29 protein-coding genes are annotated in these 25,749 nt (G+C 42.0%); 8 read left to right on the plus strand and 21 right to left on the minus strand.

All coding sequences use genetic code 11. The annotated features are described in order from the left end of the window. Window position 1 precedes the first annotated feature (1 nt). The 12 genes from P6709_RS02970 to P6709_RS03025 form a co-directional block, all read right to left on the minus strand. A complete protein-coding gene (locus P6709_RS02970; protein ID WP_278239389.1) occupies window positions 2-433 on the minus strand; it encodes a stage V sporulation protein AB in 432 nt (143 codons plus the stop codon). Next, window positions 423-1,040, minus strand: a complete 618-nt coding sequence (locus tag P6709_RS02975; protein ID WP_278239390.1) for a stage V sporulation protein AA — start codon at window positions 1,038-1,040, stop codon at window positions 423-425. Before P6709_RS02975 ends, P6709_RS02970 begins: the two co-directional genes overlap by 11 nt. Before the next feature lie 25 nt (window positions 1,041-1,065). Then, complete coding sequence (sigF, locus tag P6709_RS02980; RefSeq protein WP_278239391.1) at window positions 1,066-1,815, minus strand: RNA polymerase sporulation sigma factor SigF; 750 nt, start codon at window positions 1,813-1,815, stop codon at window positions 1,066-1,068. An 8-nt stretch (window positions 1,816-1,823) separates the two neighbouring features. Beyond that, a complete protein-coding gene (spoIIAB, locus tag P6709_RS02985; protein ID WP_278239392.1) occupies window positions 1,824-2,264 on the minus strand; it encodes an anti-sigma F factor in 441 nt (146 codons plus the stop codon). Beyond that, window positions 2,264-2,614: an anti-sigma F factor antagonist gene (spoIIAA, locus tag P6709_RS02990; protein WP_278239393.1), complete on the minus strand. Its 351-nt coding sequence runs from the start codon at window positions 2,612-2,614 to the stop codon at window positions 2,264-2,266. Before spoIIAA ends, spoIIAB begins: the two co-directional genes overlap by 1 nt. 108 nt (window positions 2,615-2,722) lie before the next feature. Then, window positions 2,723-3,883 (minus strand): D-alanyl-D-alanine carboxypeptidase family protein, encoded by a 1,161-nt coding sequence (locus tag P6709_RS02995; protein WP_278239394.1) that lies wholly within the window; start codon window positions 3,881-3,883, stop codon window positions 2,723-2,725. 461 nt (window positions 3,884-4,344) lie between these two features. Further along, a complete protein-coding gene (locus P6709_RS03000; RefSeq protein WP_278239395.1) occupies window positions 4,345-5,658 on the minus strand; it encodes a pyrimidine-nucleoside phosphorylase in 1,314 nt (437 codons plus the stop codon). Window positions 5,659-5,686: 28 nt separating this feature from the next. Then, on the minus strand, window positions 5,687-6,871 hold the full coding sequence (gene deoB / locus P6709_RS03005; protein ID WP_278239396.1) for a phosphopentomutase: 1,185 nt from the start codon (window positions 6,869-6,871) through the stop codon (window positions 5,687-5,689). 102 nt (window positions 6,872-6,973) lie between these two features. Continuing rightward, window positions 6,974-7,861: a site-specific tyrosine recombinase XerD gene (gene xerD / locus P6709_RS03010; protein ID WP_278239397.1), complete on the minus strand. Its 888-nt coding sequence runs from the start codon at window positions 7,859-7,861 to the stop codon at window positions 6,974-6,976. A gap of 122 nt (window positions 7,862-7,983) precedes the next feature. Continuing rightward, window positions 7,984-8,454, minus strand: a complete 471-nt coding sequence (gene fur / locus P6709_RS03015; protein WP_278239398.1) for a ferric iron uptake transcriptional regulator — start codon at window positions 8,452-8,454, stop codon at window positions 7,984-7,986. A gap of 112 nt (window positions 8,455-8,566) precedes the next feature. Then, the gene (gene spoIIM / locus P6709_RS03020; RefSeq protein WP_278239399.1) at window positions 8,567-9,205 is read right to left on the minus strand and encodes a stage II sporulation protein M; all 639 of its coding nucleotides are present in this window, start codon (window positions 9,203-9,205) and stop codon (window positions 8,567-8,569) included. Between the two features lie 80 nt (window positions 9,206-9,285). Further along, window positions 9,286-9,849 carry an NUDIX hydrolase gene (locus P6709_RS03025; RefSeq protein ID WP_278239400.1) on the minus strand — a complete coding sequence of 188 codons (564 nt, stop codon included), beginning with the start codon at window positions 9,847-9,849 and terminating at the stop codon, window positions 9,286-9,288. 193 nt (window positions 9,850-10,042) lie between these two features. On the opposite strand from P6709_RS03025, the gene P6709_RS03030 reads away from it, so the two are divergent. Continuing rightward, a complete protein-coding gene (locus P6709_RS03030) occupies window positions 10,043-10,969 on the plus strand; it encodes an aldo/keto reductase (protein WP_278239401.1) in 927 nt (308 codons plus the stop codon). 106 nt (window positions 10,970-11,075) lie between these two features. Here P6709_RS03030 and P6709_RS03035 read toward each other — a convergent pair whose 3' ends face one another. The 4 genes from P6709_RS03035 to P6709_RS03050 are packed head-to-tail and all read right to left on the minus strand — an operon-like array spanning window position 11,076 to window position 13,936. Further along, on the minus strand, window positions 11,076-11,318 hold the full coding sequence (locus P6709_RS03035; RefSeq protein ID WP_278239402.1) for a YqkE family protein: 243 nt from the start codon (window positions 11,316-11,318) through the stop codon (window positions 11,076-11,078). A 31-nt stretch (window positions 11,319-11,349) separates the two neighbouring features. Beyond that, window positions 11,350-12,012 (minus strand): 3-oxoacid CoA-transferase subunit B, encoded by a 663-nt coding sequence (locus P6709_RS03040; protein ID WP_278239403.1) that lies wholly within the window; start codon window positions 12,010-12,012, stop codon window positions 11,350-11,352. A gap of 29 nt (window positions 12,013-12,041) precedes the next feature. Continuing rightward, window positions 12,042-12,734 (minus strand): CoA transferase subunit A, encoded by a 693-nt coding sequence (locus tag P6709_RS03045; RefSeq protein ID WP_278239404.1) that lies wholly within the window; start codon window positions 12,732-12,734, stop codon window positions 12,042-12,044. Further along, window positions 12,731-13,936 (minus strand): acetyl-CoA C-acetyltransferase, encoded by a 1,206-nt coding sequence (locus tag P6709_RS03050; RefSeq protein ID WP_278239405.1) that lies wholly within the window; start codon window positions 13,934-13,936, stop codon window positions 12,731-12,733. Before P6709_RS03050 ends, P6709_RS03045 begins: the two co-directional genes overlap by 4 nt. 126 nt (window positions 13,937-14,062) lie before the next feature. Between P6709_RS03050 and P6709_RS03055 the strand changes: the two genes are divergently transcribed. Next, window positions 14,063-14,965: a hydroxymethylglutaryl-CoA lyase gene (locus tag P6709_RS03055; protein WP_278239406.1), complete on the plus strand. Its 903-nt coding sequence runs from the start codon at window positions 14,063-14,065 to the stop codon at window positions 14,963-14,965. Window positions 14,966-15,020: 55 nt separating this feature from the next. Next, window positions 15,021-15,947, plus strand: a complete 927-nt coding sequence (locus tag P6709_RS03060) for an alpha/beta hydrolase (protein ID WP_278239407.1) — start codon at window positions 15,021-15,023, stop codon at window positions 15,945-15,947. Between the two features lie 424 nt (window positions 15,948-16,371). Here P6709_RS03060 and P6709_RS03065 read toward each other — a convergent pair whose 3' ends face one another. Further along, a complete protein-coding gene (locus P6709_RS03065) occupies window positions 16,372-16,704 on the minus strand; it encodes an iron-sulfur cluster biosynthesis family protein (RefSeq protein ID WP_278239408.1) in 333 nt (110 codons plus the stop codon). 123 nt (window positions 16,705-16,827) lie between these two features. On the opposite strand from P6709_RS03065, the gene P6709_RS03070 reads away from it, so the two are divergent. Further along, entirely contained in the window at window positions 16,828-17,040 is a 213-nt protein-coding gene (locus P6709_RS03070; protein WP_278239409.1) for a CDGSH iron-sulfur domain-containing protein, read from the plus strand. Between the two features lie 9 nt (window positions 17,041-17,049). Here P6709_RS03070 and P6709_RS03075 read toward each other — a convergent pair whose 3' ends face one another. Further along, a complete protein-coding gene (locus tag P6709_RS03075) occupies window positions 17,050-17,844 on the minus strand; it encodes an SDR family NAD(P)-dependent oxidoreductase (protein ID WP_278239410.1) in 795 nt (264 codons plus the stop codon). After that, window positions 17,845-18,828, minus strand: coding sequence for an MBL fold metallo-hydrolase (locus P6709_RS03080; protein ID WP_278239411.1), 984 nt, complete (start codon window positions 18,826-18,828; stop codon window positions 17,845-17,847). Between the two features lie 530 nt (window positions 18,829-19,358). On the opposite strand from P6709_RS03080, the gene proC reads away from it, so the two are divergent. From proC to namA, 3 genes are all read left to right on the plus strand, one after another. Continuing rightward, complete coding sequence (gene proC, locus P6709_RS03085) at window positions 19,359-20,180, plus strand: pyrroline-5-carboxylate reductase (RefSeq protein WP_278239412.1); 822 nt, start codon at window positions 19,359-19,361, stop codon at window positions 20,178-20,180. Window positions 20,181-20,243: 63 nt separating this feature from the next. Then, on the plus strand, window positions 20,244-21,389 hold the full coding sequence (locus tag P6709_RS03090) for a glycosyltransferase (RefSeq protein WP_278239413.1): 1,146 nt from the start codon (window positions 20,244-20,246) through the stop codon (window positions 21,387-21,389). Window positions 21,390-21,457: 68 nt separating this feature from the next. Continuing rightward, the gene (gene namA, locus P6709_RS03095) at window positions 21,458-22,480 is read left to right on the plus strand and encodes an NADPH dehydrogenase NamA (RefSeq protein WP_278239414.1); all 1,023 of its coding nucleotides are present in this window, start codon (window positions 21,458-21,460) and stop codon (window positions 22,478-22,480) included. 31 nt (window positions 22,481-22,511) lie between these two features. On the opposite strand, the gene rnz is transcribed toward namA, so the two are convergent. Beyond that, the gene (gene rnz / locus P6709_RS03100) at window positions 22,512-23,441 is read right to left on the minus strand and encodes a ribonuclease Z (protein ID WP_278239415.1); all 930 of its coding nucleotides are present in this window, start codon (window positions 23,439-23,441) and stop codon (window positions 22,512-22,514) included. 274 nt (window positions 23,442-23,715) lie between these two features. Here rnz and zwf point away from each other — a divergent pair, with 274 nt between their 5' ends. Continuing rightward, the gene (zwf, locus tag P6709_RS03105; protein WP_442905297.1) at window positions 23,716-25,179 is read left to right on the plus strand and encodes a glucose-6-phosphate dehydrogenase; all 1,464 of its coding nucleotides are present in this window, start codon (window positions 23,716-23,718) and stop codon (window positions 25,177-25,179) included. A gap of 183 nt (window positions 25,180-25,362) precedes the next feature. Here the strand turns inward: zwf and P6709_RS03110 are convergent, their stop codons facing one another. Continuing rightward, a complete protein-coding gene (locus tag P6709_RS03110) occupies window positions 25,363-25,725 on the minus strand; it encodes a DoxX family protein (RefSeq protein WP_278239417.1) in 363 nt (120 codons plus the stop codon). Window positions 25,726-25,749 lie beyond the last annotated feature (24 nt).

Below are 25,749 nucleotides of genomic sequence, written 5' to 3' on the forward strand. Positions count from 1 at the left end.
GCTAATCTCCTTTATGATATGGAATAAAAAACAGCCAGTAAAATAATGAACCTGAAACCTTTCCTAACACAATCGCAAACATGATGGACTGCAGCTTTGCTGTCATGCCAAGCCTTCTTGTTACTAAAGGAATAACATCGAGCACTTCTGTTAGAGCCGCTGCCAGCATTCCAATAAAAGCCCCTGCCAGCAAACCTACGTATGGGACAAATATAAACCCGTAAAGAGTTTTCACTTCATACAAGCTGCCTGCAAGTCCTGTCAGCGCGCCTAATATGACTGCCCATTCGAGGGACCTTAAGTTATTTTTATTTTTTGTCAATTGGATAAGCCGCGGAACAATTCCAAGAACACTTAAAAAAGCGACAAATCCACCGCCTACAGCGAGCCCAGAAGCAAGGCCGACAAAAATAACCAAAAGATTAATGGTCATATTGCGCTGCTTTCTTTCTTTCCTGGTCTACAATATAATCTTCCAGTGATTGCTCATAGTTATACACTTCGACATCAAGAGGACTTGGTTCTTCATTAAATTTTTTCTGGAAAATATGATTAAAAAATAAAATCATCCCGATGCCAAGACCGAACGAATAAGGTATCTGGAACCAAAAAGGGTGCTCGAGTCTTTGGCCGGTCATCATCTGGACCATCGTGATCTGTGTTTCCTTCATGCTGACGTCTTCATGAAAGTACATAATCGTCAGTCCTGCTCCAACAAATAATAGACTCCAAACAAAAAGAAAAAGAGGAAGAGAACCCTTTTTTTCAACATTCCTTAATTCTACAAGCGTTGCAGATGCGCCGAGAAGTTCAATTTCTGCACTCGGCATATGTTTTCGGATCAGCTCAATCATATCCAACTGATCGATCAGTACGTAAGTTTCAGATGAACTCACATCTGTTTCCACTACTTTCAATTTTAAAAAACGATCCATTTTAATATGAGGTGCCTGAATGTCTGCTACATCTTTAACAAAAATCGGTTTTCCTTTTTGAATGTTAATTTTTCGCCTCAGCCTTATATACACAGTTTGAGTCATGCTCTCTTCCTCCTTTCTCTTGTACTCATGCTTCTTTTACGTCATCCATCCATTCTCTGATGGACTGCAAAACCCTTTTTTCGATTCTTGATACCTGCACTTGCGAAATTCCAAGCTTATCGGCTACTTCTGACTGGGTATAGTCTTTGTAATACCGAAGGAAAATAATCACTCTGTCACGTTTTTCAAGCGTCAGCAGCGCTTCTTTTAACGCGAGCTGCTGAAACCACTGCTCTTCATCTTTAGAGGCCATCTGATCGAGAAGCGTTATCGGGTCCCCCTCATTTTCATAAACCGTTTCATGGATAGAAGCAGGGGATTTGGATGCTTCCTGCGACAACACGATATCATCTACTGTTACTTCAAGCTCCTCTGCAATCTCTGACAACGTGGGAAGTCTGCCGTACTGACTGCTCAGTTTTTCTCTGGCCCGCCTCACTTTGATCGCCAGCTCTTTTACAGACCGGCTGACTTTAATCGCCCCGTCATCTCGTAAAAACCGTTGTATCTCCCCGATAATCATCGGAACTGCATAGGTCGAAAACTTTACGCTGTAGCTAAGGTCAAATTTATCCACTGCCTTCAGCAACCCAATTGATCCTATCTGAAACAAGTCATCAGGGTCATGCCCACGGTTTAAAAAGCGCTGGACCACCGACCAGACTAACCGGACATTTGTTTCGACCATACGGCTTCTTGCTTCCTGATCACCCGCCTGGCTTAACCGGATCCATTCCCTGACCGTTTCATGGCTCGTCGTCGTTTTCGCACTCATATGAGCACCTAATGACACTCAGCCTGGACAGAGGCTAAATGTTTGCTCATTCGAATCGTCGTTCCTTGTGTGGAAACAGACGTCACTTCAACCGCATCCATAAAATGCTCCATAATCGTAAATCCCATACCGGACCGTTCCATTTCAGGCTTTGTCGTGTAAAGAGGCTGCATGGCTTCTTCTATATCACTCATTCCAATGCCTTCATCCCTTACTTCTATGGTTAAGACATTCTCTTCCATCAACAGTGTCATATACACCCACTGATCATTTTTCCCGTCATAGCCGTGAATAATGGCATTCGTCACGGCTTCAGACACAACCGTTTTTAAATCTGTTAATTCCCCTATAGTTGGATCATATGGTGCAATAAAAGAGGCGACCACCATGCGCGCAAACGCTTCATTTTCACTAATAGACCGGAATTTAAACACCGCTTCATTATTCATTACGCCACCCCCAATCTCATTAATGCCTGATCTTCAGAGGACTCAATAATCATGATGCGAAATAATCCCGACATTTCAAAAAGCCGCTTAACCGGTTCTGATATAGCACAGATAATCATGCTTCCGTTCTTTTTTTGAAGATGCTTATATCTTCCGAGCATAAGACCGAGTCCAGAACTATCCATAAACTCCAGCTCTTCAAGGTTCAGTACAAGATGAGTTATGTCGTGCTCTTCCATTAGATTCAGCAATTCTTCTCTGATTTTTTCAGTTGCGTGATGATCAAGCTCTCCCTGCATACGAAGCAAAAGCACATTCTTTTTTATCTCAGCCTGAACAGTAAAAGCCATCTGACTCCCTCCTTTTTTTCATACAAAGGGAGTATTCATGATCGTTTTTCTTTATTCCTGCATGATGACAATAAAAGAAGAAACTAGTGTTTATTCGACTGCTTTTCCTTATCTGGCCATTTCATTCATGGATCTGACAAGCAATTCTCCCCATGAAGCTTTCACACTGTCGCTTTCTGCCACTATCGGTACTGAAGAGAGCTCTTTTCCATCCACAATTAAGGACATTTCCCCAATTTTCTCTCCTTTTTTAACTGGAGCAGTTAATTCACTTTCAATCTTTATATTTTTTTTCACCTGCTGTTCTGAACCCTGGAGTGGAGACAGCCATTTTAACGGTTCGCTCAATACACCCGACATCATAAATGGAGAACCTTTCTCCACTCGTATTTTCACGACTTTGTCTCCTTGTTTAGAGAGAGTTTTGCTTTTGTACTGAGAAAAACCAAAGTCCAGCATCGAGCTCACAACCTCATTTCGCGCTTTTGAGGTTGGTGCACCAAAAACAACCGCTATAAAACGCATGTCTTTCTTTTGTGCTGTAGCTGTTAAACAGTACATCGCTTCTTTAGTAAAACCTGTTTTTAAGCCATCTGCCCCTTCATAAAAACGCACCAGTTTATTTGTATTCACCAGCCAAAATGGATCTTCGCTGTCTTTTCTCAAGTAATCTTCATAGGTACCGGTAAATTCGATAATTTCTTCATGTTTAAGCAGCTCTTTTGCAAGTTGAGCCATATCATAAGCTGAACTGACGTGGCCATCAGCCGGCAATCCGGTTGGATTGTGAAAAACCGTATTTTTTAAGCCAAGCTCTTTAACCTTGTCATTCATTAACCGGACAAAATCTTTCTCAGAACCTGCCAGATGTTCAGCCATGGCTACGGAAGCATCATTAGCTGATGCCACTGCTATTCCCTTTACCATATCTCTTACGGTCATTTCTTCTCCAGCCTTCAGGAAAATTTGAGATCCACCCATGGAAGCTGCATGCTCGCTTGTTTTAACTTTGTCTTCCCACGTTATTTTTTTCTCGTCAATGGCTTCCATGATTAACAGCATCGTTGCAATTTTTGTCATGGACGCAGGAGAAAGTGATTCGTTGCTGTTTTTATCCAGTACGATCATGCCTGTATGCTGGTCAATTAAAATCGCTGATTTCACTTCGTCCAAAGGTAATTTTGTTTCTTCGTTCGCCTGTGTGCTCATAGACGGAAAGATTGAAAACACTAACAATATGCTTAAGGTTGTTTGAATCAGGTTTTTCACGATGGCTCACACCTTTCAAATTCTTTTTGTTTATTTTTTCCTTGTGAGCCGTTTTTATACGCAATGGATGTAACTTAATGTAAAAAACATTTAGATCTTTATTCGTTGAGTGCATGTGGGGGAGTAAGAGCTGGAATTATTCCTTCTGCATTTAGTTTTTTTGTTGTGCAAAAGTGTGCCCTAGTCTTAACTGCACAAAAAAAGCCTGAGACAAAGTGTCTCAAGCTCTGCAATCGGTTCACTGCGCTTCAGGCGAACGCTTCCTTCAGGGACAGGTGCTTAAGCCTTTTTCAGAGCGTTGCCCTGAAAGTCTCAGCTTGCCGTCATATCCTGCAAGGAGTCGTCGCTTTCTGCTCCGCTCACCTTATACTAATAACTATGTTTTACCTTATATTTTTACTTTACTTGAAAAGTCGAATGATCAAAATATGTTTTATCTAATTTTAATTTAATCTTGCTTCTTATTCTTCTCCAGTAATTTGACCAACAATTAAAGTGGGAGCATCCACTTTATCTTTGGATACCTTTATACTTTCCAAAAGCTTTTCTTTCACTTTTTCCAGCTGTGAAAGATCATTCGCATAAATGGTCACCAGCGTTTCACCAGCTTGAACATCATCCCCGACCTTTTTATTGAGCATTAAGCCTACAGCCAGGTCAATCTGTGAATCCTTCGTGGCTCTACCTGCTCCAAGCCACATGGCTGCAGTACCCACGTCGTCTGCTACGATTTCATACACTGTTCCGCTCTCTTTTGAAGAAAGCTCGATTTTATGTTCAGCCTGCGGCAATTTTGAAGGATCGTCTACAACACTTGCATCCCCGCCTTGACCTGCTAAAAATTCCTTGAAGCGTTCCAGTGCTTTGCCGTTCGCAATCGCTTCTTCTAACTTTTCACGCGCTTCCTGCAAAGACGATGCTTTTTCTGCCAGGTAGACCATATAACTGCCGAGCACTAAACAAAGCTCAGTCAGATCCTCAGGTCCTTCCCCTTTTAATGTATCTATTGCTTCTTTAATTTCCAATGCATTTCCGATAGCAAGACCAAGAGGCTGGCTCATATCTGAAATGACGGCCATCGTTTTACGCCCTACATTATTTCCGATGCGGACCATCGCTTGAGCAAGCTCACGAGCCTGTTCTTCATCCTTCATAAATGCCCCTGCTCCTGTTTTTACATCTAAAACGATTGCATCTGCTCCTGCCGCAATTTTTTTACTCATAATGGAAGAAGCAATGAGCGGAATGCTGTTGACAGTTGCGGTCACATCCCGCAACGAATACAGTTTTTTATCGGCAGGAGTTAGATTACCGCTTTGTCCCATTACAGCGACCTTGATTTCATTGACAAGCTTCGTAAACTCTTCACTTGTTAATTCCACGTTGAATCCGGGAACTGCCTCAAGTTTATCGATTGTTCCTCCCGTATGACCAAGACCTCTGCCGCTCATCTTCGCTACAGGAACATCTGCAGCTGCCACAAGAGGACCAAGTATCAAAGTAGTTGTGTCGCCTACACCGCCTGTGGAGTGCTTGTCTACTTTTATTCCCTCAATAGCGGATAGATCAATCTGGTCACCGGATTCGACCATTGACAGGGTTAAATCTGCACGTTCCTGTTCAGTCATACCCTGGAAGTAAATTGCCATTAGCAGCGCACTTACCTGATAATCAGGGATTTCTCCTGTCGTGTAGCCATTTACTACAAACTGAATTTCTTCCGTGCTTAACGGCTTGCCGTCCCTCTTTTTTTCAATTAGATCTACCATTCTCATTTTCCTGTACCTCTTTTCATCGCTTGTTTTAGTTTAGGTCCGTTAAAAAGCTTTTTCCATAGACAGGTTTTTTCACATTGAAATTGTCAGCAATAGTGGCTCCCACATCTGCAAAGGTATCAAGGAGCTCAAGATTTTTTCCGTGTTCTTTTCTTGTCGTGTAGACAAGCAAAGGAACAAATTCACGTGTATGGTCTGTGCCTTCATGAACAGGATCGTTCCCATGGTCTGCAGTTAAAATAAGAAGATCGTCCTCTGTCATTTTTTCAAAAACCTCTGGCAGCCGCGCATCAAAGTCTTCAAGTGCTTTTCCATACCCTGCAGGATCCCGTCTATGACCATAAAGTGCATCAAAGTCTACAAGATTTAAAAAGCTGAGGCCGGTAAATTCTTTATCAAACGTGTCAATAAACTTATCCATTCCATCCATATTATCAGTGGTTCTGATAGATTCTGTTACCCCTTCACCGTTGAAAATATCGGATATTTTACCAATAGCAATCACGTCAAGATTCTCATCTTTTAATTCATTCATTACGGTTCGCTCAAATGGCTTGAGAGCATAATCATGACGGTTGGAGGTCCTTTTAAATTGTCCAGGTTCCCCTATAAAAGGACGCGCGATAATACGTCCAACTAAATATTTCTCATCCAGCGTAAGCTCTCTTGCTATTTCACAAATGCGGTAGAGTTCATCAATGGGAATGATGTCTTCGTGAGCAGCAATTTGAAGAACTGGATCTGCAGATGTATACACAATGAGTGCTCCGCTACGCATATGTTCTTCTCCCAGCTCATCCAAAATGGCAGTACCGCTTGCCGGCTTATTTCCAATTACTTTTCTGCCTGTTTTTTCTTCAAGCAGTGCAATCAATTCATCCGGGAACCCTTCAGGATAGACTTTAAATGGTGTTTTAATATTCAGCCCCATAAGCTCCCAATGGCCAGTCATGGTATCTTTTCCGACAGAGGCTTCTGCCATTTTTGTATAAAAGGCTTTTGGAGCTGCCGCTTTTTCAATCCCTTGAATTTCTTCGATGTTTGAAAGACCGAGCTTTGCCATATTCGGCATTTGTAATCCATTCATATGTTCAGCGATATGACCCAAGGTGTTTGAGCCTTCATCATGATATTCCTTAGCATCAGGTGCTTCTCCGATTCCGACTGAATCCATTACAACTAAATGGATTCTTTTATATCTATTATTTGTCATTATTCCTTATCCTCCTCATTTATACGTCCTTATTCTACCTTTAATTGATCATTTTAAACAAGAGAATGGTCTGAAGTCTGACAACTTAAATTACACCGAGATTTAAGCTCTCGGGTGAAACTTAGCGTAGACCTCCCTTATTCTTTTAGTGGAAACGTGGGTGTAGATTTGCGTGGTGGAAATATCCGCGTGGCCAAGCATTTCCTGTACTGCTCTGAGATCCGCACCATTTTCAATTAAATGAGTTGCAAACGAGTGCCTTAACGTATGCGGAGTTAATTCTTTTTGAATATTCGCTTTCATTGCAAGAGCCTTTAAAATTTTCCAGAACCCCTGTCTCGTTAAAGAATTCCCTTTTTGGTTAAGAAATAAAGCGGTCGTTGAAGTACGGACAAACTTGCCTCTGGATTGTCTTATATACACTTCGAGTATTTCTGTGGCTGTTTTGCCCACGGGAATGATTCGTTCTTTATTGCCTTTTCCTATACAGCGAATAAATCCCATATCAAGATTGACATCATCAAGCTGTAATCCTGTCAGTTCACTTACGCGCATTCCAGTGGCGTATAAGACCTCCATCATGGCACGATCCCGGTACCCGCTGGCTTTTGATAAATCCGCAGCCTGCAAAAGCTGTTCCACTTCTTCAATGTTCAGAACTTTTGGCAGCGTTTTTTCTGATTTAGGTGTGTCGAGATGTTCAGTTGGATCCCCATCACATCTTCTATTTCTTATGAGAAAATGATGAAAGGAACGAATAGAAGAAGTATGCCTGGCAATCGTTTTGGCAGACTTCCCTTGAGACTTTAGATGAGAAAAAAATTGAAGTATATGTGTTCTTTTCACATCACATATTGACTCGATTTGTTCCACTTTTTCAATGTAATTCAGGTAGTTTTTTAAATCTCTCTCATACGACTGGACTGTATTTTCAGACAGGCCCTTTTCTACGATCATAAACTGTATAAAGTCAAGAAGCTGATCCTTCATCCCTGCCACCCCTGTTCATTCCTATGAATCTATTGTAGTACGCTTTCATTTTAAAGTCATCTGTTTTAAATGAAAGTAAAAGAAAAATTCACATGCAAAAAACCATGCTATTCTGCATGGTTTTAGCTTTTATTCGATGAGCTGTCATCGTCCGACAATTCCTGACACCTGTAACAAATCCCATGAAAGGTAAGGCGGTGATCTTTTATTTTAAACTTCCAGTCTCTTTCAACTATGTCTTCTACATCCTCAAGCAAGTCTTCCTGAATTTCATCAACAGAACCGCATTCTATACAAATAAGGTGGTGATGAAAGTGAGTTGCCCCTTCTTTTCTAAGATCGTAACGTGATACGCCGTCTCCAAAATTTATTTTATCGACTACTTTGAGTTCAGTCAGCAATTCAAGTGTACGATAAACGGTAGCAAGGCCTATTTCAGGTGCTTTTTCCTTTACGAGGAGGTAAACATCTTCAGCACTTAAGTGATCAGCCTCATTTTCAAGAAGTACTCTTACAGTGGCTTCACGCTGAGGAGTCAATTTGTAGCTGGCTGAATGCAGTTGTTTTTTGATTCGGTCAATTCTGCTTTCCATTTTTTGCCCTCCCTCGCCTGTCAACAACATTATATCAAAAGGAGGGATGATTGCAAACAATAATCATTCCAATAAAGTAATTGTAAACATTATCATATAATAATAATTTCATTTAACTTACAGGATGAAACCATTTCATCCAATACGGCGGCACAAAGGCTTCTATCAGGCCTCCAATGCAAACAAACACAAGCAGGCAGCCAAACAAAACCGTATAGTTTAAGCTTGCTGTGCGGAAAGCAGGTGAGAACGACTGTCTGGTCAAAACACGCCTCCATAAGTGGAGAGTGATTTTAATTGCATGAACACAAATGATCACATATACCGGGATCAGCAGCAGATTATGAGGCAGCACCACGCCGACAGAAATCCACAGCCCTTCCCACCCGAACTCTGATATAAACAACCCTGTAGTGAATCCAAACATCATTCCTTTTAAAAATACGATTAGCCATGCTGCCGGGATGCCAATGAGCATAAAACCCGTACACCAAATAATCGTTATTAAAGCGATATCGATTAACATATATCCTCGAACCTGCTCACTTAACAAAGAAAGTGCCTCAAGTTTGCCATCAGATTCAAAAGAAAGAAATGGGAGAAGCAGACTTTGAAGCTGTTCTTCAGGCAGCCGGTTGACGAGCAGTGCGCCTGTAACGACGCCTCCTCCTAAAAGTGCCATGACAAAAATATAAAGGGATGCATGCTGCTGGATATGGTTCAGTATGGAACGTGCAATGGATTTTTTCATGTTATGCCCCCCAAAAGGATAAATTCTCCTCATTGTATGATGGGGTCTCACGGAACATGAATAACATTTTCGTACATATTTTAAACTCGCTTTGCCTCCTCAAGCGTCTGCTGTAATCGAAGATATTGAACGGCATAGGCTGTTTTTGCATCAAAAATTCTTTGCTCATTCACATAGCGCTCTGCCTCTTCGAGTGTAATTTCCTCGAGTTCCACAAATTCATCTTCATCTGCACCTCTTGCATTCTCAATTTTATAAAGATTTTTCGCAACAAATACATGAACTAGTTCATCTGCAAATCCTGGTGAAGTATAAAAAGAAATCAAGTGAACCAGCTGCTCACTGCCATAGCCTGTTTCTTCTTCAAGCTCTCTAGCTGCAGTAATGATCGGCTCCTCACCCTGCTCAAGCTTGCCTGCGGGAATTTCTAATATAGAGCGTTCAAGTGCTTTTCTGTACTGTTCGACCATTACCAGCTTTCCTTCATCCGTAACGGCAATCACACAGACTGCACCAGGATGTTTTATAATTTCTCTCGAAGACTCCTTGCCATTAGGCAATTCAACTTTTTCTACTTGCAGATTTATAATTTTCCCTTCGTACATCACTTGTTTTTCGATCGTTTTTTCTTCAAATTTTTTCATTATTTCCCTCCTAGTAAATGAACTATCCTTTTTAATGAAACCATTTAGACCTGGTAATGTACAGCATAAGCAGTATCAACTCAATAACAGTTTGCTTTTGCTTAATTACCCTTATTCGGCTGTTTCAATCTTGTTTAGAGACGTATGAGAAGGAGTATATACTATAGTAAGACAAAATGAGGAGTTGGTTAAAGTGGAGAAAAGAAAAATCGGTTCATCACAGCTTGAAAGTTCCATTTTAGGGCTTGGCTGCATGTCGATTGGCCAGGATGATTATAAAGCCCAGTCTATCATAGAAGCAGCCCTTGACGGCGGGATTACATACTTTGACACCGCTGATCTCTATGATTTCGGGGTAAATGAAAAACTGGTAGGGAAAGCGTTAAAAAACGTTAGAGACGAGGTTGTGATTGCCTCAAAAGTTGGAAATCGCTGGGAGGAAGGAAGCGATGACTGGACATGGGATCCTTCCAAAAAATATATAACCGAACAGGTGAAAAACAGTTTAAAGAGGCTTGAGGTGGACTATATCGACCTATACCAGCTGCATGGCGGTACATTGGAAGATCCAATAGATGAAACCATTGAAGCATTTGAACAGTTAAAATCTCAAGGCTATATAAAAGAATACGGCATTTCCTCTATTCGGCCGAATGTAATAAAAGAATATGCTGAAAAATCAGGAATGGTTTCAAATATGATGCAATACAGTTTGCTTGACCGCCGTCCTGAAGAACAGGCTTTTCCGATTTTAAATGAGCATTCTGTGTCAGCCATTACAAGAGGACCTCTGGCAAAGGGGTTGCTGAGTGAAAAAATGCTGTCAAAAGCCAGTGAAAAAATAAAAGAGGATGGATATCTTCATTATACATATGAAGCATTGGAGTACACTCTTGACACGCTGCATCAAAAATTTAGAGACAGCCGGTCAATGAACGAAGTCGCATTAAAATTTAATGCTGCTAATCCTCTAGTGGCATCTATCATTGCAGGTGCCAGTTCTCCAGATCAGGTCAGATCCAATATTGAAGCCATAGCTGCAGATCCGCTTACAGAAGCTGAATATGAACTGCTCAAAGAAATAACAAACAATAAGGGCTATACGGAACATCGTTTGTAAAAAGAAATAAAAAATGAGCTTGGGACAAAAGTGTCTCAAGCTCATTTTCCGGTTCGCTACGTTTTAGACGGACGCTTTCCGCAGGGACGGCGCTGAGCCTCTTTTTCTACTTTTTGTAATCCTGCCAATTTTGTGGACTTTCTTCGAGTAATTCTTCAAATGACTTGCTTTGTTCCCTGAGAAGACGTGCTTTTTCTTGTTCCCTCTTTTTTTCCTGTTCTCTCTCTGCTTCAAGATTGACCAGATTTTTCTTTGTCTCTTTCAGCTTTGAGAGCATTTCCACGTTTAAGGAGTCTTTCAGTGTTGGAGTACGGTCTTCACGCTCACTTGCTTTCCCTTTTCGCTTCATTCCGCTCCCCCTTTACTTTGAGCTGTTTAAGTTAAAATGCATCTAATTTAATTTCACCTGAAACATCCAGTTCAGGCTCAGTGGTTTGCACAACTTCTTCAATCGTATAACCCTTAGCAACTTCAGTCAATCGTAATCCATTGTCTGTAACATCTATAACCGCGCGCTCAGTAATAATTCGATCCACCACATTCTTCCCTGTTAAAGGAAGAGAACAGGTTCTTAAAATTTTCGACTGTCCTTCACGGTTAACATGATCCATTATGACAATTATTTTTCTGGCGCCGTGCACAAGATCCATAGCACCGCCCATTCCTTTAATCATTTTGCCCGGAATCATCCAGTTTGCCAGATCTCCTTTTTCTGATACTTCCATTCCCCCTAATATGGCAATATCTACATGCCCTCCCCGGATCATTCCAAAGGATTCGGCACTGTCAAAATAAGATGCTCCGCTAACCGCTGTCACTGTTTCTTTTCCAGCATTGATAAGATCGGCATCCACCTCTTCTTCCGTAGGATAACGACCGATGCCGAGCAGCCCGTTTTCCGATTGCAGTACAACTTCTTTTTGGGGAGATAAATGATTTGCGACCAGCGTAGGCATCCCGATTCCTAAATTCACATAGTCCCCGTCATTAATCTCCTTTTGAGCTCTTTTTGCTATCGTCTCCCGGATTTTTGCTTTATCCATACATGCTGCCCCCTCGTATTGTATTCATTTCATTTGTTAGTAATCGTTCTTCTTTCTATTCTCTTTTCCTGATTTCCCTGGAATAGATATTGGATATAAATACTTGGGGTATGTACTTCATTTGGATCAAATACTCCTTTATCCAAAAGCTCCTCTACTTCAGCTACTGTGATTTTCCCTGCAGCAGCCATCATTGGATTGAAGTTTCTCGCGGTTTTCCGGTAAATTAAATTACCCATGCGATCACCTTTCCATGCCCTGACAAAGCTCACATCCGCCGCTAGCGCCTCTTCAAGCACATACTCTTTCCCATTAAATATTCTTGTTTCTTTCCCTTCTGCAACAGGTGTTCCGACGCCAGCTGGTGTATAAAAAGCTGGAATTCCAGCGCCGCCTGCCCGGATTTTTTCAGCAAGCGTTCCCTGTGGAACCAGTTCAACCTCAAGCTCCCCTGAAAGAACCTGACGTTCAAATTCTTTATTTTCACCTACATAGGAGCCGATCATTTTTTTGATTTGCTTGTTGTGAAGCAGGAGTCCTAAACCCCAGTCATCCACCCCACAGTTATTTGAAATTACTGTCAAATCCTTCACTCCGCTGTCGCGCAAAGCGAGAATTAAATTTTCAGGGATTCCGCACAAACCAAATCCCCCAACCATGATGGTGTCCCCGTCTTTTACGTGCAGTGCTGCTTCGTTTGCAGTTTCATAGATCGTTTTCAATGAAATTCCTCCTTTGACTGGGGTCTCGATACAACAGTCGCCACTCCCTGTCCCCCGCCTATGCATAAAGCAGCAAGACCTGATTTCGCATCACGTTTGATCATTTCGTGAATCAATGTAACTAAAACCCTTGCGCCGCTTGCTCCGATTGGATGTCCGAGAGCGATGGCACCGCCATTTACATTTAAAATTTCTTTATTAAATGAAAGTTCCCGATCGACCGCCAATGACTGAGCGGCAAACGCTTCATTTGCTTCGATCAGTTCAATATCCTGCAATGAAAGTGAAGCTTTTTGAAGAGCTTTGTTTACTGCTTCAACCGGACCAAGACCCATAACTGCAGGATCTACTCCAGAACTTGCATTCGCTACAATGCTTACAAGCGGAGCGAGTCCGAGCCTTTCTGCTGTTTCTTTTGCCATTACCACAACAGCTGCTGCCCCGTCATTGATACCCGATGAATTGCCAGCTGTTACAGTTCCATCTTTTTTAAATGCCGGACGAAGCTTGCCAAGTGATTCTTTTGTCGTTCCTTTACGGGGATACTCATCCACGTTAAAAAGAATCGGATCTCCTTTTTTCTGAGGAATACTGACAGCTGTAATCTCATCTTCAAACCTTCCGCTCTGAATCGCATCTGCTGCTTTCTGCTGGCTTGCTGCAGCAAATTCATCTTGTTCGTCTCTGCTTACTGAGTAACGGTCGCATAAATTTTCAGCTGTTTGACCCATATGATAATCATTAAAAGCACACCAAAGGCCGTCTTTAATCATGCTGTCTTTGATTGTTTGATCTCCCATTTTAAAGCCTTCTCTTCCATTCTCAATCAAGTAGGGGGCTCTGCTCATATTTTCCATGCCACCTGCCACAATAATATCCGCATCCCCCGAAAAAATAGCTTGAGCAGCCAGATGCACTGATTTCAAACCGGATCCGCATACTTTGTTGATGGTCATGGCAGAAACATGGTCCGGCAGTCCCCCCTCAATCGCTGCCTGTCGTGCAGGATTTTGGCCCAGTCCGGCCTGCAAAACATTGCCCATGATCACTTCGTTTACTTGTTCAGGCTGAATTCCCGCTCTTGATATTGCTTCTTTTATCACAATTGCTCCAAGTGTTACAGCACTCACATCTTTAAGCGCTCCGTTAAAGGTTCCTATTGCGGTTCTTGTTGCACTTACAATCACTGCTTCTCTTGACATGCAGCACCCTCCTTAAATAGAATCTCCTTATAAAGGTTTCTATGAAAACGCTTTAATTCCTTCTTTTTCGCTATAAAACTTTCTGTTACGATAAATTTAGTACCGATTAACCAAGGGGGACATAAAATGAAGCTGCCTGAGTCTGTTACTTTAATTGAAGTGGGCCCACGTGATGGTCTGCAAAATGAAGCGCAATTTGTGCCGACGGACACGAAGTTGGCATTTATCCGGCATTTATGGTCTGCAGGTTTTAAAGAAATGGAGGTAACTTCTTTTGTATCACCTAAGTGGGTTCCTCAAATGATGGATTCAAAGGAAATAATGAATAAAACGGGAAATCAAAAAGGGACCATTGTTCTCGCACCAAATAAAAAAGGAATTGAGGCTGCACTGTCTTCCGGAGCAAAATCAATTGCCGTTTTTCTCGGAGTCAGTTCTACCTTCAATCAGAAGAATATAAATAAATCGACAAAAGAGGCGATGGAAGACCTTATCCCTCAAATAAAAAACTTGAAAACGAAAGGAATCTTTGTCAGAGCTTGTATCTCCACCTCTTTCTACTGTCCATATGAAGGACAAATTGAACCAGCGAGCACACTGGATTTGTGCCGTAAATTCGCTGAAGCGGGAGTAGATGAGCTAAGTGTAGCTGATACAATCGGAAGGGCAACACCGAAAGAAGCCTTTGAACTTTTTTCCCTGTTGAAAAGCGGGCTTCCTGAAATTCTATTGACTGCTCATTTTCACGACACAAAAAAAATGGCACTGGCCAATATCTATGCAGCACTGCTTGCAGGGGTTGATCGTTTTGACAGTTCAACCGGGGGCCTGGGAGGCTGTCCATTTGCACCGGGAGCAAGCGGCAACGTAGCTACAGAAGACGTAGTCTACATGCTGCAGAACATGGGGATTCAAACCGGCATTAATCCCGACATCCTTGTAGAAGCGATCTCAATCATAAAGCCTTATGTATCAAGGCCCTTTCAGAGCGGGTATTATATTAGCAGTACGATTGAAAAAGGAAGTTGAATATGTAAGGCGGCCTTCTCAGCATTTATGAAAATACAGCGTTTGAGGTGATCGGATGAAAAAGAGGGCACTATTGATTGGCAGTGCAGTTGCCGGAGCAGCCGGAGCATTAACTGCAGGGCTTGGCTTCTATTTATCAAACCGCATTATGTATATGGCGATAAAAGAAGATACTGTCATTTTTGAGCGGGAGGTCTCTGCTAAGCGCCTTATTCTAAAGGAATATGATTCTCTCCCTAAAGAAGAAATTTGGATTCAATCTCCTCACGGCTATCAAATTAAAACCATTGTCGTCCATCCTCACCCTTCAAAAAGATATGTTATTTTTTGCCATGGCGTAACTGAAAATAAAGTTAATTCTATTAAATACATGAACCTTTTTTTGTCAAAAGGATTTAATGCTGTCATTTTTGATCACAGGCGGCATGGAGAGTCCGGGGGAAGAACGACAAGCTTCGGATTTTATGAAAAGCTTGATTTAAAAGCCGTCGTAGATACATTAATCCAACGGGAAGGGGAAGATGTTATTTTCGGCATTCATGGCGAGTCCATGGGAGCAGCTACCGCGCTGCTTTATGCAGGATCTGTAGAAGACCGTGCCGATTTTTATATTGCGGACTGCCCATTCTCCGATTTCAGAGAACAGCTGGCTTATATGATTCAAAAAGATAGAGAAGTGATTGGCTCACCCAGGCTTGCTATTTCGCTGGCCGCTTTTTTCATCAGACTCAGAGACGGCTACAGCATCCAATCTGTTTCTCCTAAAGATGCCGCTGCCAACATAAAAAAACCGGTCCTGTTTATTCACAGTAAAAATGATGGATTTATTCCCTCTCATATGACAGAACAGCTGTATGAAATGAAAAGAGGTCCTAAAAAGCTTTTTATTGCTGAAAATGGGGACCACGCTCAGTCCTATGTAGCTAATGAAGAAGAATACAGCAGGTGCATAGATGATTTTCTGACCGAAAATGGTTTGTAGGAATATCTCTGAGATAGTATAAAAATTGAACGTGTTTAAGGAGATAGGGAAACAGCTTCTCTTGAGGGGTGGATGGGGAGAATGAGTATTAGCCGGGTTTTTGGGAGGGTCAAGCTTATGTCTCTGCAAGAAGTGTCAGCTTACATGCAGCGAACCGGAAAAAAGAGCTTGGGACAAAACCCAAAAAAGTTTTAAAAAAGAGGATATATTTTTTACTAGTAATAGGTGAGCGGAGCGGAAGGTGGCGACTCCTGCAGGATATGACGACAAGCTGAGACTTTACAGGGCAAGGCCCTGAAAAGGCTCAGCGCCGTCCCTGCGGAAAGCGTCCGCCTGAAGCGCAGCCGAACCGGTCAAAGAGCTTGAGACACTTTTGTCCCAAGCTCTTCATTTACGTTTTTTATTTCAAGCTTTAAACAAGCTTTCAAGTTAAGGATGATTGATTTTTAAAGCCCATTCGCCCGTTAATGGTCTGCCCGGGACTCTTGAGCTGGAACATTTTTGAGCCTTCCGAATAGTCAATCTTTAATTCTTTATCGTAAAAAACCATCTTGGGTTTTTCCACAAGGATTGGAAAGAAATTCGTTTCAATCGAAACATCCCCTTCTTCCGGCTCATCCACATACCAAAGCACCGGCACCCCATTCATCACACATCCGGTTCCTTCCGTATCATATTTTAATTTTACAAAACCATTTTTATTTATCATCTTTTCACGAATCTTTTCAGCAGCTCTTTCTGTTATTTCAATTTTCATCGTTGATCCCTCCTGTTTTTTTAGTATATCACCTGTGCGGCCACTTTAAGAGCAACTTGCTTTTCAAGCTATTTTGCTTCATGATTTAAATGAAAACGCATAAATAATAGGGAGGTTTGATGAATGGAAAAAGCCCAAATAAAAGTGATGGATAATGGATCATTAAAAGTGACCGGAGATGTTGAACTCATCGATGCAGAAGGAAATCTGTATCAAACAAAAAAAGTGTTTTCGCTTTGCAGATGTGGTTTATCCCGTAATATGCCGTTTTGCGATGCGTCTCACAAAGGGAAGTTTGAATCCTGTGTTCGTGCTGAAAAAATTCTCGACGAGTAGTTTGCATCTTTACTTAGAATGAAAACCTTTTTTGCCGACTGTTTCCACTATAGAAGGAAATAAGGTATGGATGACAGACAAGACATTCATCCATACCGGCATATTAATTTCCCTCTTATTTGTATAAATACAGCTGACGGTTTTAGCTGCAACTTTTTCAGGGTCAAGCATCCAGCGCTTGACACTTTGGGCATATGTACCTGACGAATCTGCCTGATCAAAAAAGGAAGTATTGATTGGCCCGGGATTTATGACGGTTACTTTTATATTCTCATCTGCCAATTCCATTCGGAGGCTGTTTGAAAAACCGATTACAGCAAACTTGGTGGCAGAATAAATGCTTGATTTAGGTGTGGCAAGTTTACCTGCCTGAGAAGCGATATTAATAATATGCCCCTCGCCCCCCCGCTTCATTAATGGAAGAATGGATTTAGTCAGTACAATTAAGGAAAGAACGTTGACATTAAACATGTCCCGTACGGTTTCATTTGCGGTTTGCTCAAGCTTCTCAAAAAGGCCAAACCCTGCGTTATTGATTAATACATCGATTTCTCCAGCTTGCTGATCCATTGCTTCAACAAGATTTTGTATGTTTTCTGTTTCCTTCAGATCTAATTCGAAAGCCTGAACTTCAGGGGCTCCGAGCAAAGATGTTTCCTGTACAATCTCTTCGAGCCTTTCTTTATTTCTTCCCACCAAAAAAAGGATGGCTCCCTGCTCAGCGCATTTTTTGGCAATTTCACCTCCAAGTCCGCTCGATGCACCCGTGATTACGATCTTTTTACCTTCCAATTTGCTGTTCATTTAGACTGGCTCCTTAATTTTCGTCAACGCCCGGTAAAGAAACGCATCCCCCCGGCGATCTACTGTTTCTATTTCCCCAATTGCCATTAAGTAATCAATTTGCCCCATCGTTTCAGAGAGTGTTAACCCCAGTTGCATGCGGTAAACTGAAGGAAACAATTGGCTGCAGATTTCAAATGCTGTCAGCTCTTTAAGCAGCAGGAGCCCTTTCACATACATAGCGCGTTCATGCTGTTTTTTCAGTCTGTGAGAAATCAGCGAAGCAGCATCTGTCACCAGTGGACCATGACCCGGAAGCACGGCAGAAAGTTTCATCATTTGAAGTCGTTTTAGCGATTCATTATATTGCAGCTGAGGGAATGGCCTTTTTTCAAAAGGAGCAAACGGAGGTTCGATTAAGGGGTTGGATGAGACTTTAGCAAGCAATACATCCCCTCCGATTAACAATCCATCATTTTCTCTATATAAAGAGATGTGCCCCTGAGAATGACCAGGTGTCTCAATAATGGTCCAATCAGGTAAACCCTTCAGCACGTCCCCTTCTGATACTGCGCTATCCAGTCCTCTGTTTCCCAGTGTGAGCAGCGGTTCCTTCATTTTTTCAATCAGTACTAAATAGGAGTCGGGGAGCCCCATCGACCGGAAAAAATCATTGTAAAAAGAATCATGAAGGGTAAGAAAGTTTTCATCACGAACTAAAAACCGCTCTCCCTGCTTGGATCCAATAATCTCTGCCTGCGGAAACTTCTCAATTAAACCCGCGTGATCGGGGTGATGATGCGTCAGGACAATCTGCTCAATATCATCAGCCACAAGACCAATTCCCGAGAGCTGTCTTTGGACTTCTTCCCAGGCCGCCTTTGTCTTGGGTCCTGTATCCACTAAAGTTATGCACTCCCCTTTTACTACATATACATGAACATCTCCTACAGCAAACGGAGTAGGGATGGTTAACTGAGCAATCTCATGGTTAAAAATGGTCATCTGGTGCCTCCCTAAATTAATGAATAGTCATTCACTTCCTCTCTAGTTTATCCCTTATTTTATAAAAAGTCATCTTCTTCGTAAAAATGCTTGACAGAGAGATCGAAGGTGCGCATAATCACATATAATCAATTCATCTGCCAATGCAATGACAAGGACTAGTAGATCGTGCTGAAACGAAAGAGACCGAAGTTCACAGGCTGAAAAACTTCGACGTTTATCACATTATCGAACCTGCCTTTGAGTGACAGGAAAACCTGTCCGTTCTCCCTCGTTACGGGAATTGGAGAGTGCCGGATTTTTTAGATCCGGCAAACTAAGGTGGTACCACGGAAGCAGCTCTTTCGTCCTTTCATAGGGGATGAATGGGCTTTTTTGTATTTCGAAAAGCGTGATAATTACTTATCTAAAAAAATTATTAGCTTTATTACTTTTTTGTACTAACGTACATTGCTTTAAATGGGGGTAACAAATCATTTGGAGCTGCCTTAAATTGTAGATTGGAAAGTAAAATACAGGGAGGAATGAACATGAAAGTTGTTTTTCTAGGAGCTGGTTCAATGGCAGAATCACTGATTCAGGGGATGATTCAAGCACCAAATTTAAAAGATATTAATCTTTGGGTAACAAACCGCTCTGACTTTGCACGTCTTCAAAAAATAAAAGATTTGTACCGGGTTAATATCAGCTATGATCTGGGTGAAATAATGAAAGGCGCAGAAGTCATCATACTGGCAATGAAACCGAAAGATGCCAAAGCAGCTCTAGAAAGTATTCGCTCTTACGTCACCCAGGATCAGCTGATTATTTCGGTTCTTGCAGGATTATCGATTGAGTTTATTTCAGAACGGCTTACCTATTCCGTTCCAATTGCAAGAGCTATGCCTAACACTTCCGCTTCCATTCAACAATCAGCCACCGGTCTGGCTTTTAATACTCATGTATCTCCAAGACAGCAGGGGCTGGCTATGTCTGTTTTTTCTGCTGTCGGCACCGTTACCATCGTGGAAGAAAGCAGGCTTGATCTTGTGACGGGCTTATCCGGAAGCGGGCCTGCTTACATTTATTATGTAGTCGAAGCAATGGAACAGGCTGCAGTTGAATTGGGACTTACGCAGGAAGAAGCTAAACCGTTTATTCTTCAGACACTTCAAGGGGCTTCTAAAATGCTGACAATGACAAATCAGTCCCCTTCACATCTCAGAAAAGCTATAACCAGTGAAGGTGGAACTACAGAAGCTGGAATCAGGGAGCTTGAAAAACATCATGTAAAAGAAGCATTTAAAGCCTGTATCAAAGAAGCCACAGAACATTCAGGAAGGCTGCGCACTTTATTCGAACAGGCTGATTAAGCACTTACATTTGCAAGCCGGTCTTTTATTCCGGTACCATTAATTAAAAAGGAAGAAATCGCGATGTTTATCTTACTAAGTCTTATTACGCTTTTCTGGCTTTTTGTTGCGATTGATACATTTAAGGGGCTTTCTCAGCTGCAGGACCTCTCAAATGAATCACCAACGGTTTCAGCAGGAATGGTGAGCTTCATTATAGCCGCAAGAAATGAAGAACATACAATTGAAAAAAGCATCCGCTCCCAGTTAGAACAAACGTATCAGCCTGTGGAATGGATTCTGGTGAATGACCGTTCAACAGATGGAACCGGAAAAATAATGGAAAAGCTTGCACGGCATGATTCAAGGATTCATGTTGTGCATATTAAAAAGCTACCTGAAGGCTGGCTTGGCAAAAATCACGCTCTTCACACAGGAGCCAGAAAGTCTGCAGGGAATCTGCTGGTTTTTACCGATGCTGATGTCCGATATGAGCCGGATCTGCTTGCGAAAGCAGTTGCATTTTTTTCAAGGAATGCACTTCATCATTTAACTATTTCACCAAACTTGGTGGCAAAAACTTTTGTATTACAAGGATTTATTTCTTTTTTCCTATTTGGTTTTTCCTATTTTAAGCGTCCATGGTCTGCAAATCAGGATCATAAAAAAACAGGTATGGGAATCGGGGCCTTTAATATGCTTAGCCGGAAAGCGTATCAGGAAATAGACGGCCATCAGAAAATCCGGATGCGCCCGGATGATGATTTACAGCTGGGGATGCTTGTAAAAAAACATGGGCTCAAACAGCGGCTGGTGACGGGTCTGTCCCTCCTCCATGTTGAATGGTACCCTTCCCTTAAAGAAGCGATCCGCGGATTGGAGAAAAATACTTTTGCTGGTCTTCATTACAGCTACCTGCTTGCTGCTGCGGCAGTCACAGGTGTGTTTGTATCACAATTTCTTCCGTTCATCACTTTATTTCACAGTGCGCTTCCTGTTCGAATGATGAGCATTTTAACGATCCTTTTACTGGCAGCGATAAGCCTGGCGATTATAAAAAAACTCACTTTATTCTCACCCTGGACAGTGGCGTTGTTTCCACTTTCCGTTCTCCTGTTTATCTATGCGATAAGCAGAGCAGTTTTTCTTACCATGATTAGAGGCGGTATTAAATGGAGAGGCACTACTTATCCGCTTAAGGAAATCAAAAAACAGCTGAAAAAAAGCTAATCTTTTGGTTCTGCTATTCCTGATTGGTATACTATTTAGGAACTCTAAACAGTGCAGGAGGCAGAAAAATGACAACCGCTCTATTTTCACCTTATACAATCAAAGATGTAACATTAAAAAATCGAATCGTCATGGCGCCGATGTGTATGTATTCGAGCCATAATCAGGATGGAAAAGTTGAAAACTGGCATAAAATACATTACAGCAGCCGGGCAGCAGGGCAGGTCGGACTGATTATGCTCGAAGCTTCAGCAGTTACCCCACAGGGAAGAATCTCCAATGAAGATCTTGGCATATGGAGCGATGATCATGTTGAGGGTCTGAAGGAGCTAGTTTCTCTTATCAAGGAGCTTGGTTCAAAAACCGCGATTCAAATTGCTCACGCCGGGAGAAAATCCATGGCTGACGGCGACAGTATCGCACCAAGCAGCCTTCCTTTTAATGATCAAATGAAAACGCCTGTTGAAATGTCGATTGAGGATATTCAGGAGACGGTGGAAGCTTTTAAGCAAGGCGCAAGAAGAGCGGCTGAAGCTGGATTTGACATCATCGAAATTCATGCTGCACATGGCTATTTGATTAATGAATTTTTATCACCGTTATCCAACCATAGAAAGGATCAGTATGGTGGATCTAAGGAAAATCAATATCGCTTTTTAAAAGAGATTATTCATGCAGTTAAAGAGGTGTGGACTGGTCCATTACTTGTCCGTGTATCAGCCAGTGACTGGGATGAACGGGGTTTATCTGCTGAAGACTATATTCCCTATGCAGAGTGGATGAAAGAACAGGGTGTGGATTTAATCGATGTCAGTTCAGGTGCTGTGGTACCCGCGAGAATTCAGGTGTACCCTGGTTACCAGGTAAAAATGGCAGAAACCATTCGTCATGGTGCCGGGATTCCCGTTGGGGCTGTCGGCCTGATTACAAGCGGAATTCAAGCAGAAGAAATTCTTCAAAACGAGAGAGCCGACCTTATTTTTCTTGCACGTGAACTGCTCCGTGACCCCTATTGGCCGAGAACTGCCGCAAAAGAGTTAAAAACTGAAATCAATTCGCCGGTACAATATGAACGAGGCTGGAATAACTAATAAAACACCTGGAGCTGCCTTTAATGCGGCTTCAGGTGTTTTTACGTGTAATGATGGAGGTTTCACTAAAATCATGAGCAAGATGGCTGTTTGGAAAAATGGCTTTTGCCTCTTCTGCCAGTCTTTCACAGTCCTCTTCAGCATAGCGGGAACTGATGTGGGTAATCCACAATTCATCAGCACCAGCTTCTTGTGCAACTAAGGCTGCTTGTGCCGTTGTTGAATGATAATAATCTTGGGCCATCTTCTCACTTGAGCGTTCAAACGTTGCTTCGTGCACTAAAAGATTCGCATCTTTTGCCAGCTCTATCGAACGTCTGCACAATCGGGTGTCCCCAAGAATGGTTACAATAAGCCCCTTTTTATCCTCACCAAGAAAATCGGATCCATTGAGTTTCATTCCGTTCCATTCGACAACCTGTTTTTCTTTCAGTTTTTTATAAATCGGACCTGGGTGTATGCCAAGATCGATCAATCGATCAGCCTGCAATTCCCCGGGACGGTCTTTTTCTGAAATGCGGTAGCCGAATGATTGAATTGCATGATCAAGTTCCCCCACTTCTATTTGAGTCTCATCATCCTCAATAATCATGCCATCATGCACTTCAACAATATCTATCTGGTACTTCAAATGAGTTGAACTGACTTGCAGAGATGTTTCAATAAATGACTTGATTCCTTTAGGACCGTAAACTGTCAGCGGGTCTTCTCCACCCTGAAAGGACCGGCTGGACAGAAATCCGGGCAAACCGAAAAGGTGATCACCATGCAGATGTGTAATAAAAATTTTTTCAATCCGCCTTGGTTTTATCACTGTATGTAAAATTTGATGCTGGGTCGCTTCTCCGCAATCAAAAAGCCATATGGCTCCTTTTTTATTTAACCGTTTTAATGCAATGGCAGACACATTTCGATGCTTCGCAGGAACCCCTGCTCCAGTTCCTAAAAATAATAATTGCATGCTGCACCTCCGTTCGAGCAATATCATACCATAAGTTTGATTTTTCTGTGAAGCGTTTATAAGTTTACATAATAAAATTATAATTTATTTAGTTATTTATTGGTAAATGACGATTAATTGATCACGCTCATTGCAAAACGGTTGCATATCCAAGCCTCCATCTATACAATTTAGATATTGTAATTTTTGCAGTTTGATTAGCTGAATTAAGTATGATAACTATAAAAGTGAGGTCCTGAACGTGACACAAGAAAAAACACAACCTACATTAATTATGATTTTTGGTGCAACAGGCGACCTTGCCAAACGAAAACTGTTTCCATCTCTTTATCAGCTGTATTTAAAAGGAAGCTTGTCAAACAGGTTCGCATTGCTTGGCGTCGGCAGAAGAGAATGGTCGCATGACCGCTTTAAAGAGCATGTGCGGGAATCGCTTGAAGCCTCTTCCCACTCAAAAGAGCATATCGAAACGTTTATTGAGCACAGTTTTTATCAATCTCATGATGTTTCTGACTCCGACTCTTACATACAATTAAAAACGCTCGCAGATCAGCTTGATGAGACCTTTGCACTGGACGGAAACCGGATTTTTTATCTTGCTATGGCACCGGAATTTTTTGGCACCATAACAGATCATCTGAAGCAGGATGGGCTGACAGATACGAACGGATTCTGCCGCCTGGTCATCGAAAAGCCATTTGGTCATGACCTGCCGTCAGCATCAGCTTTGAATAAACAAATCCGTCAGTCATTTTCTGAAGAGCAGATTTACCGGATTGACCACTATCTTGGCAAGGAAATGGTGCAAAATATTGAAGTCATCCGTTTTGCAAATGCTATTTTTGAGCCGTTATGGAATAACCGGTTTATATCAAATATCCAGATTACTTCATCCGAAACACTCGGCGTGGAAGAGCGGGGCAGATATTACGAGACCAGCGGTGCTTTAAGGGATATGGTGCAAAATCATATGCTTCAAATGGTTGCCCTCCTTGCCATGGAGCCGCCAATCAGCCTGAGCACCGATGAGATCAGAAGTGAAAAAGTCCGTGTGCTTCGTGCAATGCGTCCGGTAGAAGGCAAAGAAGTTGATGATTATTTTGTACGGGGGCAGTACGGCAGAGGCAAAGTAGATCATGAACCGGTAGATGGGTACCGTGATGGAGAAAACGTGGATTCATCATCCAATACAGAAACCTTTGTTGCAGGCAAAGTATTAATTGACAATTTCAGATGGGCAGGCGTTCCATTTTTTATTCGCACAGGAAAAAGAATGGCAGTTAAATCCACGAAAATCGTCGTTCAATTTAAGGATATTCCAATGAACCTATACTACAATAAGGAACACTCGCTCGACCCTAATCTGCTGGTAATTCACATTCAGCCTGATGAAGGCGTAACGCTGCATTTAAATGCTAAGAAAACAAGTGAGGGCGTGAATACTAAGCCTGTTAAGCTTAGTTATTCAGCCAGCAGCGTGGACGGCATCAATACACCTGAAGCTTATGAAAAGCTTCTTTATGACTGTATTATGGGAGATGCCACAAACTTCACTCACTGGGATGAAGTGCGGAGATCGTGGAGTTTTGTAGACAAGATTTCAGATCATTGGGAGTCTACAAAAGAAGAATCATTCCCTAATTACGCACCTGGTTCAATGGGACCGGATAAAAGCTTTAAATTGCTGGAAGATGATGGATACGAATGGTGGTCTGTTGGAGAACTCGACAACAAATAGCTTTGGAGTGAAAAAAAGAAGTTGGGACACAACTGAAACGGTTGCTTGAGACTTTACAGGCTAGTTCCTGGAAAGTCTCAGCGCCTTCGCTGCAGTATGCTTCCCGCCCGAGCGCAGAAAAAAAGTGAGCCTGAGACATATATATGTCTCAGGCTCATTTTTAAATCACATACTATAAAAATACTATTTATTACCTATTTTTCTTGCCCATTGAATCATTGGCCACTGAAGCAGTACTCTTAACCAAAGCAGCACAGGCATGGGCTTTTGTCCCTTTTTCAATGGTTTGTTTTGAATAGCCATATAGACGTTGGCCGGCCATACAGCCAATAAAAGCCAGGTCAGCATTTTGCCAGCTATCCTAGACCCTTTGTTTATAACGAGTAAAAAGCCGATCAAAACTTCTGCAATGCCTGAAACGATTACAAGCATTTTTTTAAATGGCAGAAAGGGCGGAACGATTCTCATAAACATCTTTGGTTTTTTAAAATGCATAATTCCCGCAAAACCCATAAAGGCACCGTACACTCTTGACAAAAATGTCATATCATCATCTCCTTGGGAAAAAGA

Origin of the sequence: Jeotgalibacillus sp. ET6, assembly GCF_029667115.1 — a bacterium.
Lineage (GTDB): Bacteria > Bacillota > Bacilli > Bacillales > Jeotgalibacillaceae > Jeotgalibacillus.

Coding starts and splice junctions, on each gene's coding strand:
- P6709_RS03060 (WP_278239407.1), top strand. CDS start 15,021: ATGAAAAAGAGGGCACTATTGATTGGCAGTGCAGTTGCCGGAGCAGCC.
- P6709_RS03090 (WP_278239413.1), top strand. CDS start 20,244: ATGTTTATCTTACTAAGTCTTATTACGCTTTTCTGGCTTTTTGTTGCG.
- rnz (WP_278239415.1), bottom strand. CDS start 23,441: ATGCAATTATTATTTTTAGGAACTGGAGCAGGGGTTCCTGCGAAGCAT.
- P6709_RS03065 (WP_278239408.1), bottom strand. CDS start 16,704: ATGAAAATTGAAATAACAGAAAGAGCTGCTGAAAAGATTCGTGAAAAG.
- P6709_RS03040 (WP_278239403.1), bottom strand. CDS start 12,012: ATGGATAAAGCAAAAATCCGGGAGACGATAGCAAAAAGAGCTCAAAAG.
- sigF (WP_278239391.1), bottom strand. CDS start 1,815: ATGAGTGCGAAAACGACGACGAGCCATGAAACGGTCAGGGAATGGATC.
- P6709_RS03025 (WP_278239400.1), bottom strand. CDS start 9,849: ATGAAAAAATTTGAAGAAAAAACGATCGAAAAACAAGTGATGTACGAA.
- spoIIAB (WP_278239392.1), bottom strand. CDS start 2,264: ATGAATAATGAAGCGGTGTTTAAATTCCGGTCTATTAGTGAAAATGAA.
- zwf (WP_442905297.1), top strand. CDS start 23,716: ATGATTTTTGGTGCAACAGGCGACCTTGCCAAACGAAAACTGTTTCCA.
- spoIIM (WP_278239399.1), bottom strand. CDS start 9,205: ATGAAAAAATCCATTGCACGTTCCATACTGAACCATATCCAGCAGCAT.
- P6709_RS03000 (WP_278239395.1), bottom strand. CDS start 5,658: ATGAGAATGGTAGATCTAATTGAAAAAAAGAGGGACGGCAAGCCGTTA.
- deoB (WP_278239396.1), bottom strand. CDS start 6,871: ATGACAAATAATAGATATAAAAGAATCCATTTAGTTGTAATGGATTCA.
- P6709_RS03050 (WP_278239405.1), bottom strand. CDS start 13,936: ATGTCAAGAGAAGCAGTGATTGTAAGTGCAACAAGAACCGCAATAGGA.
- P6709_RS03070 (WP_278239409.1), top strand. CDS start 16,828: ATGGAAAAAGCCCAAATAAAAGTGATGGATAATGGATCATTAAAAGTG.
- namA (WP_278239414.1), top strand. CDS start 21,458: ATGACAACCGCTCTATTTTCACCTTATACAATCAAAGATGTAACATTA.
- P6709_RS03055 (WP_278239406.1), top strand. CDS start 14,063: ATGAAGCTGCCTGAGTCTGTTACTTTAATTGAAGTGGGCCCACGTGAT.
- spoIIAA (WP_278239393.1), bottom strand. CDS start 2,614: ATGGCTTTTACTGTTCAGGCTGAGATAAAAAAGAATGTGCTTTTGCTT.
- fur (WP_278239398.1), bottom strand. CDS start 8,454: ATGGAAAGCAGAATTGACCGAATCAAAAAACAACTGCATTCAGCCAGC.
- P6709_RS02970 (WP_278239389.1), bottom strand. CDS start 433: ATGACCATTAATCTTTTGGTTATTTTTGTCGGCCTTGCTTCTGGGCTC.
- P6709_RS03035 (WP_278239402.1), bottom strand. CDS start 11,318: ATGAAGCGAAAAGGGAAAGCAAGTGAGCGTGAAGACCGTACTCCAACA.
- xerD (WP_278239397.1), bottom strand. CDS start 7,861: ATGAAGGATCAGCTTCTTGACTTTATACAGTTTATGATCGTAGAAAAG.
- P6709_RS03075 (WP_278239410.1), bottom strand. CDS start 17,844: ATGAACAGCAAATTGGAAGGTAAAAAGATCGTAATCACGGGTGCATCG.
- proC (WP_278239412.1), top strand. CDS start 19,359: ATGAAAGTTGTTTTTCTAGGAGCTGGTTCAATGGCAGAATCACTGATT.
- P6709_RS03110 (WP_278239417.1), bottom strand. CDS start 25,725: ATGACATTTTTGTCAAGAGTGTACGGTGCCTTTATGGGTTTTGCGGGA.
- P6709_RS03080 (WP_278239411.1), bottom strand. CDS start 18,828: ATGACCATTTTTAACCATGAGATTGCTCAGTTAACCATCCCTACTCCG.
- P6709_RS02975 (WP_278239390.1), bottom strand. CDS start 1,040: ATGACTCAAACTGTGTATATAAGGCTGAGGCGAAAAATTAACATTCAA.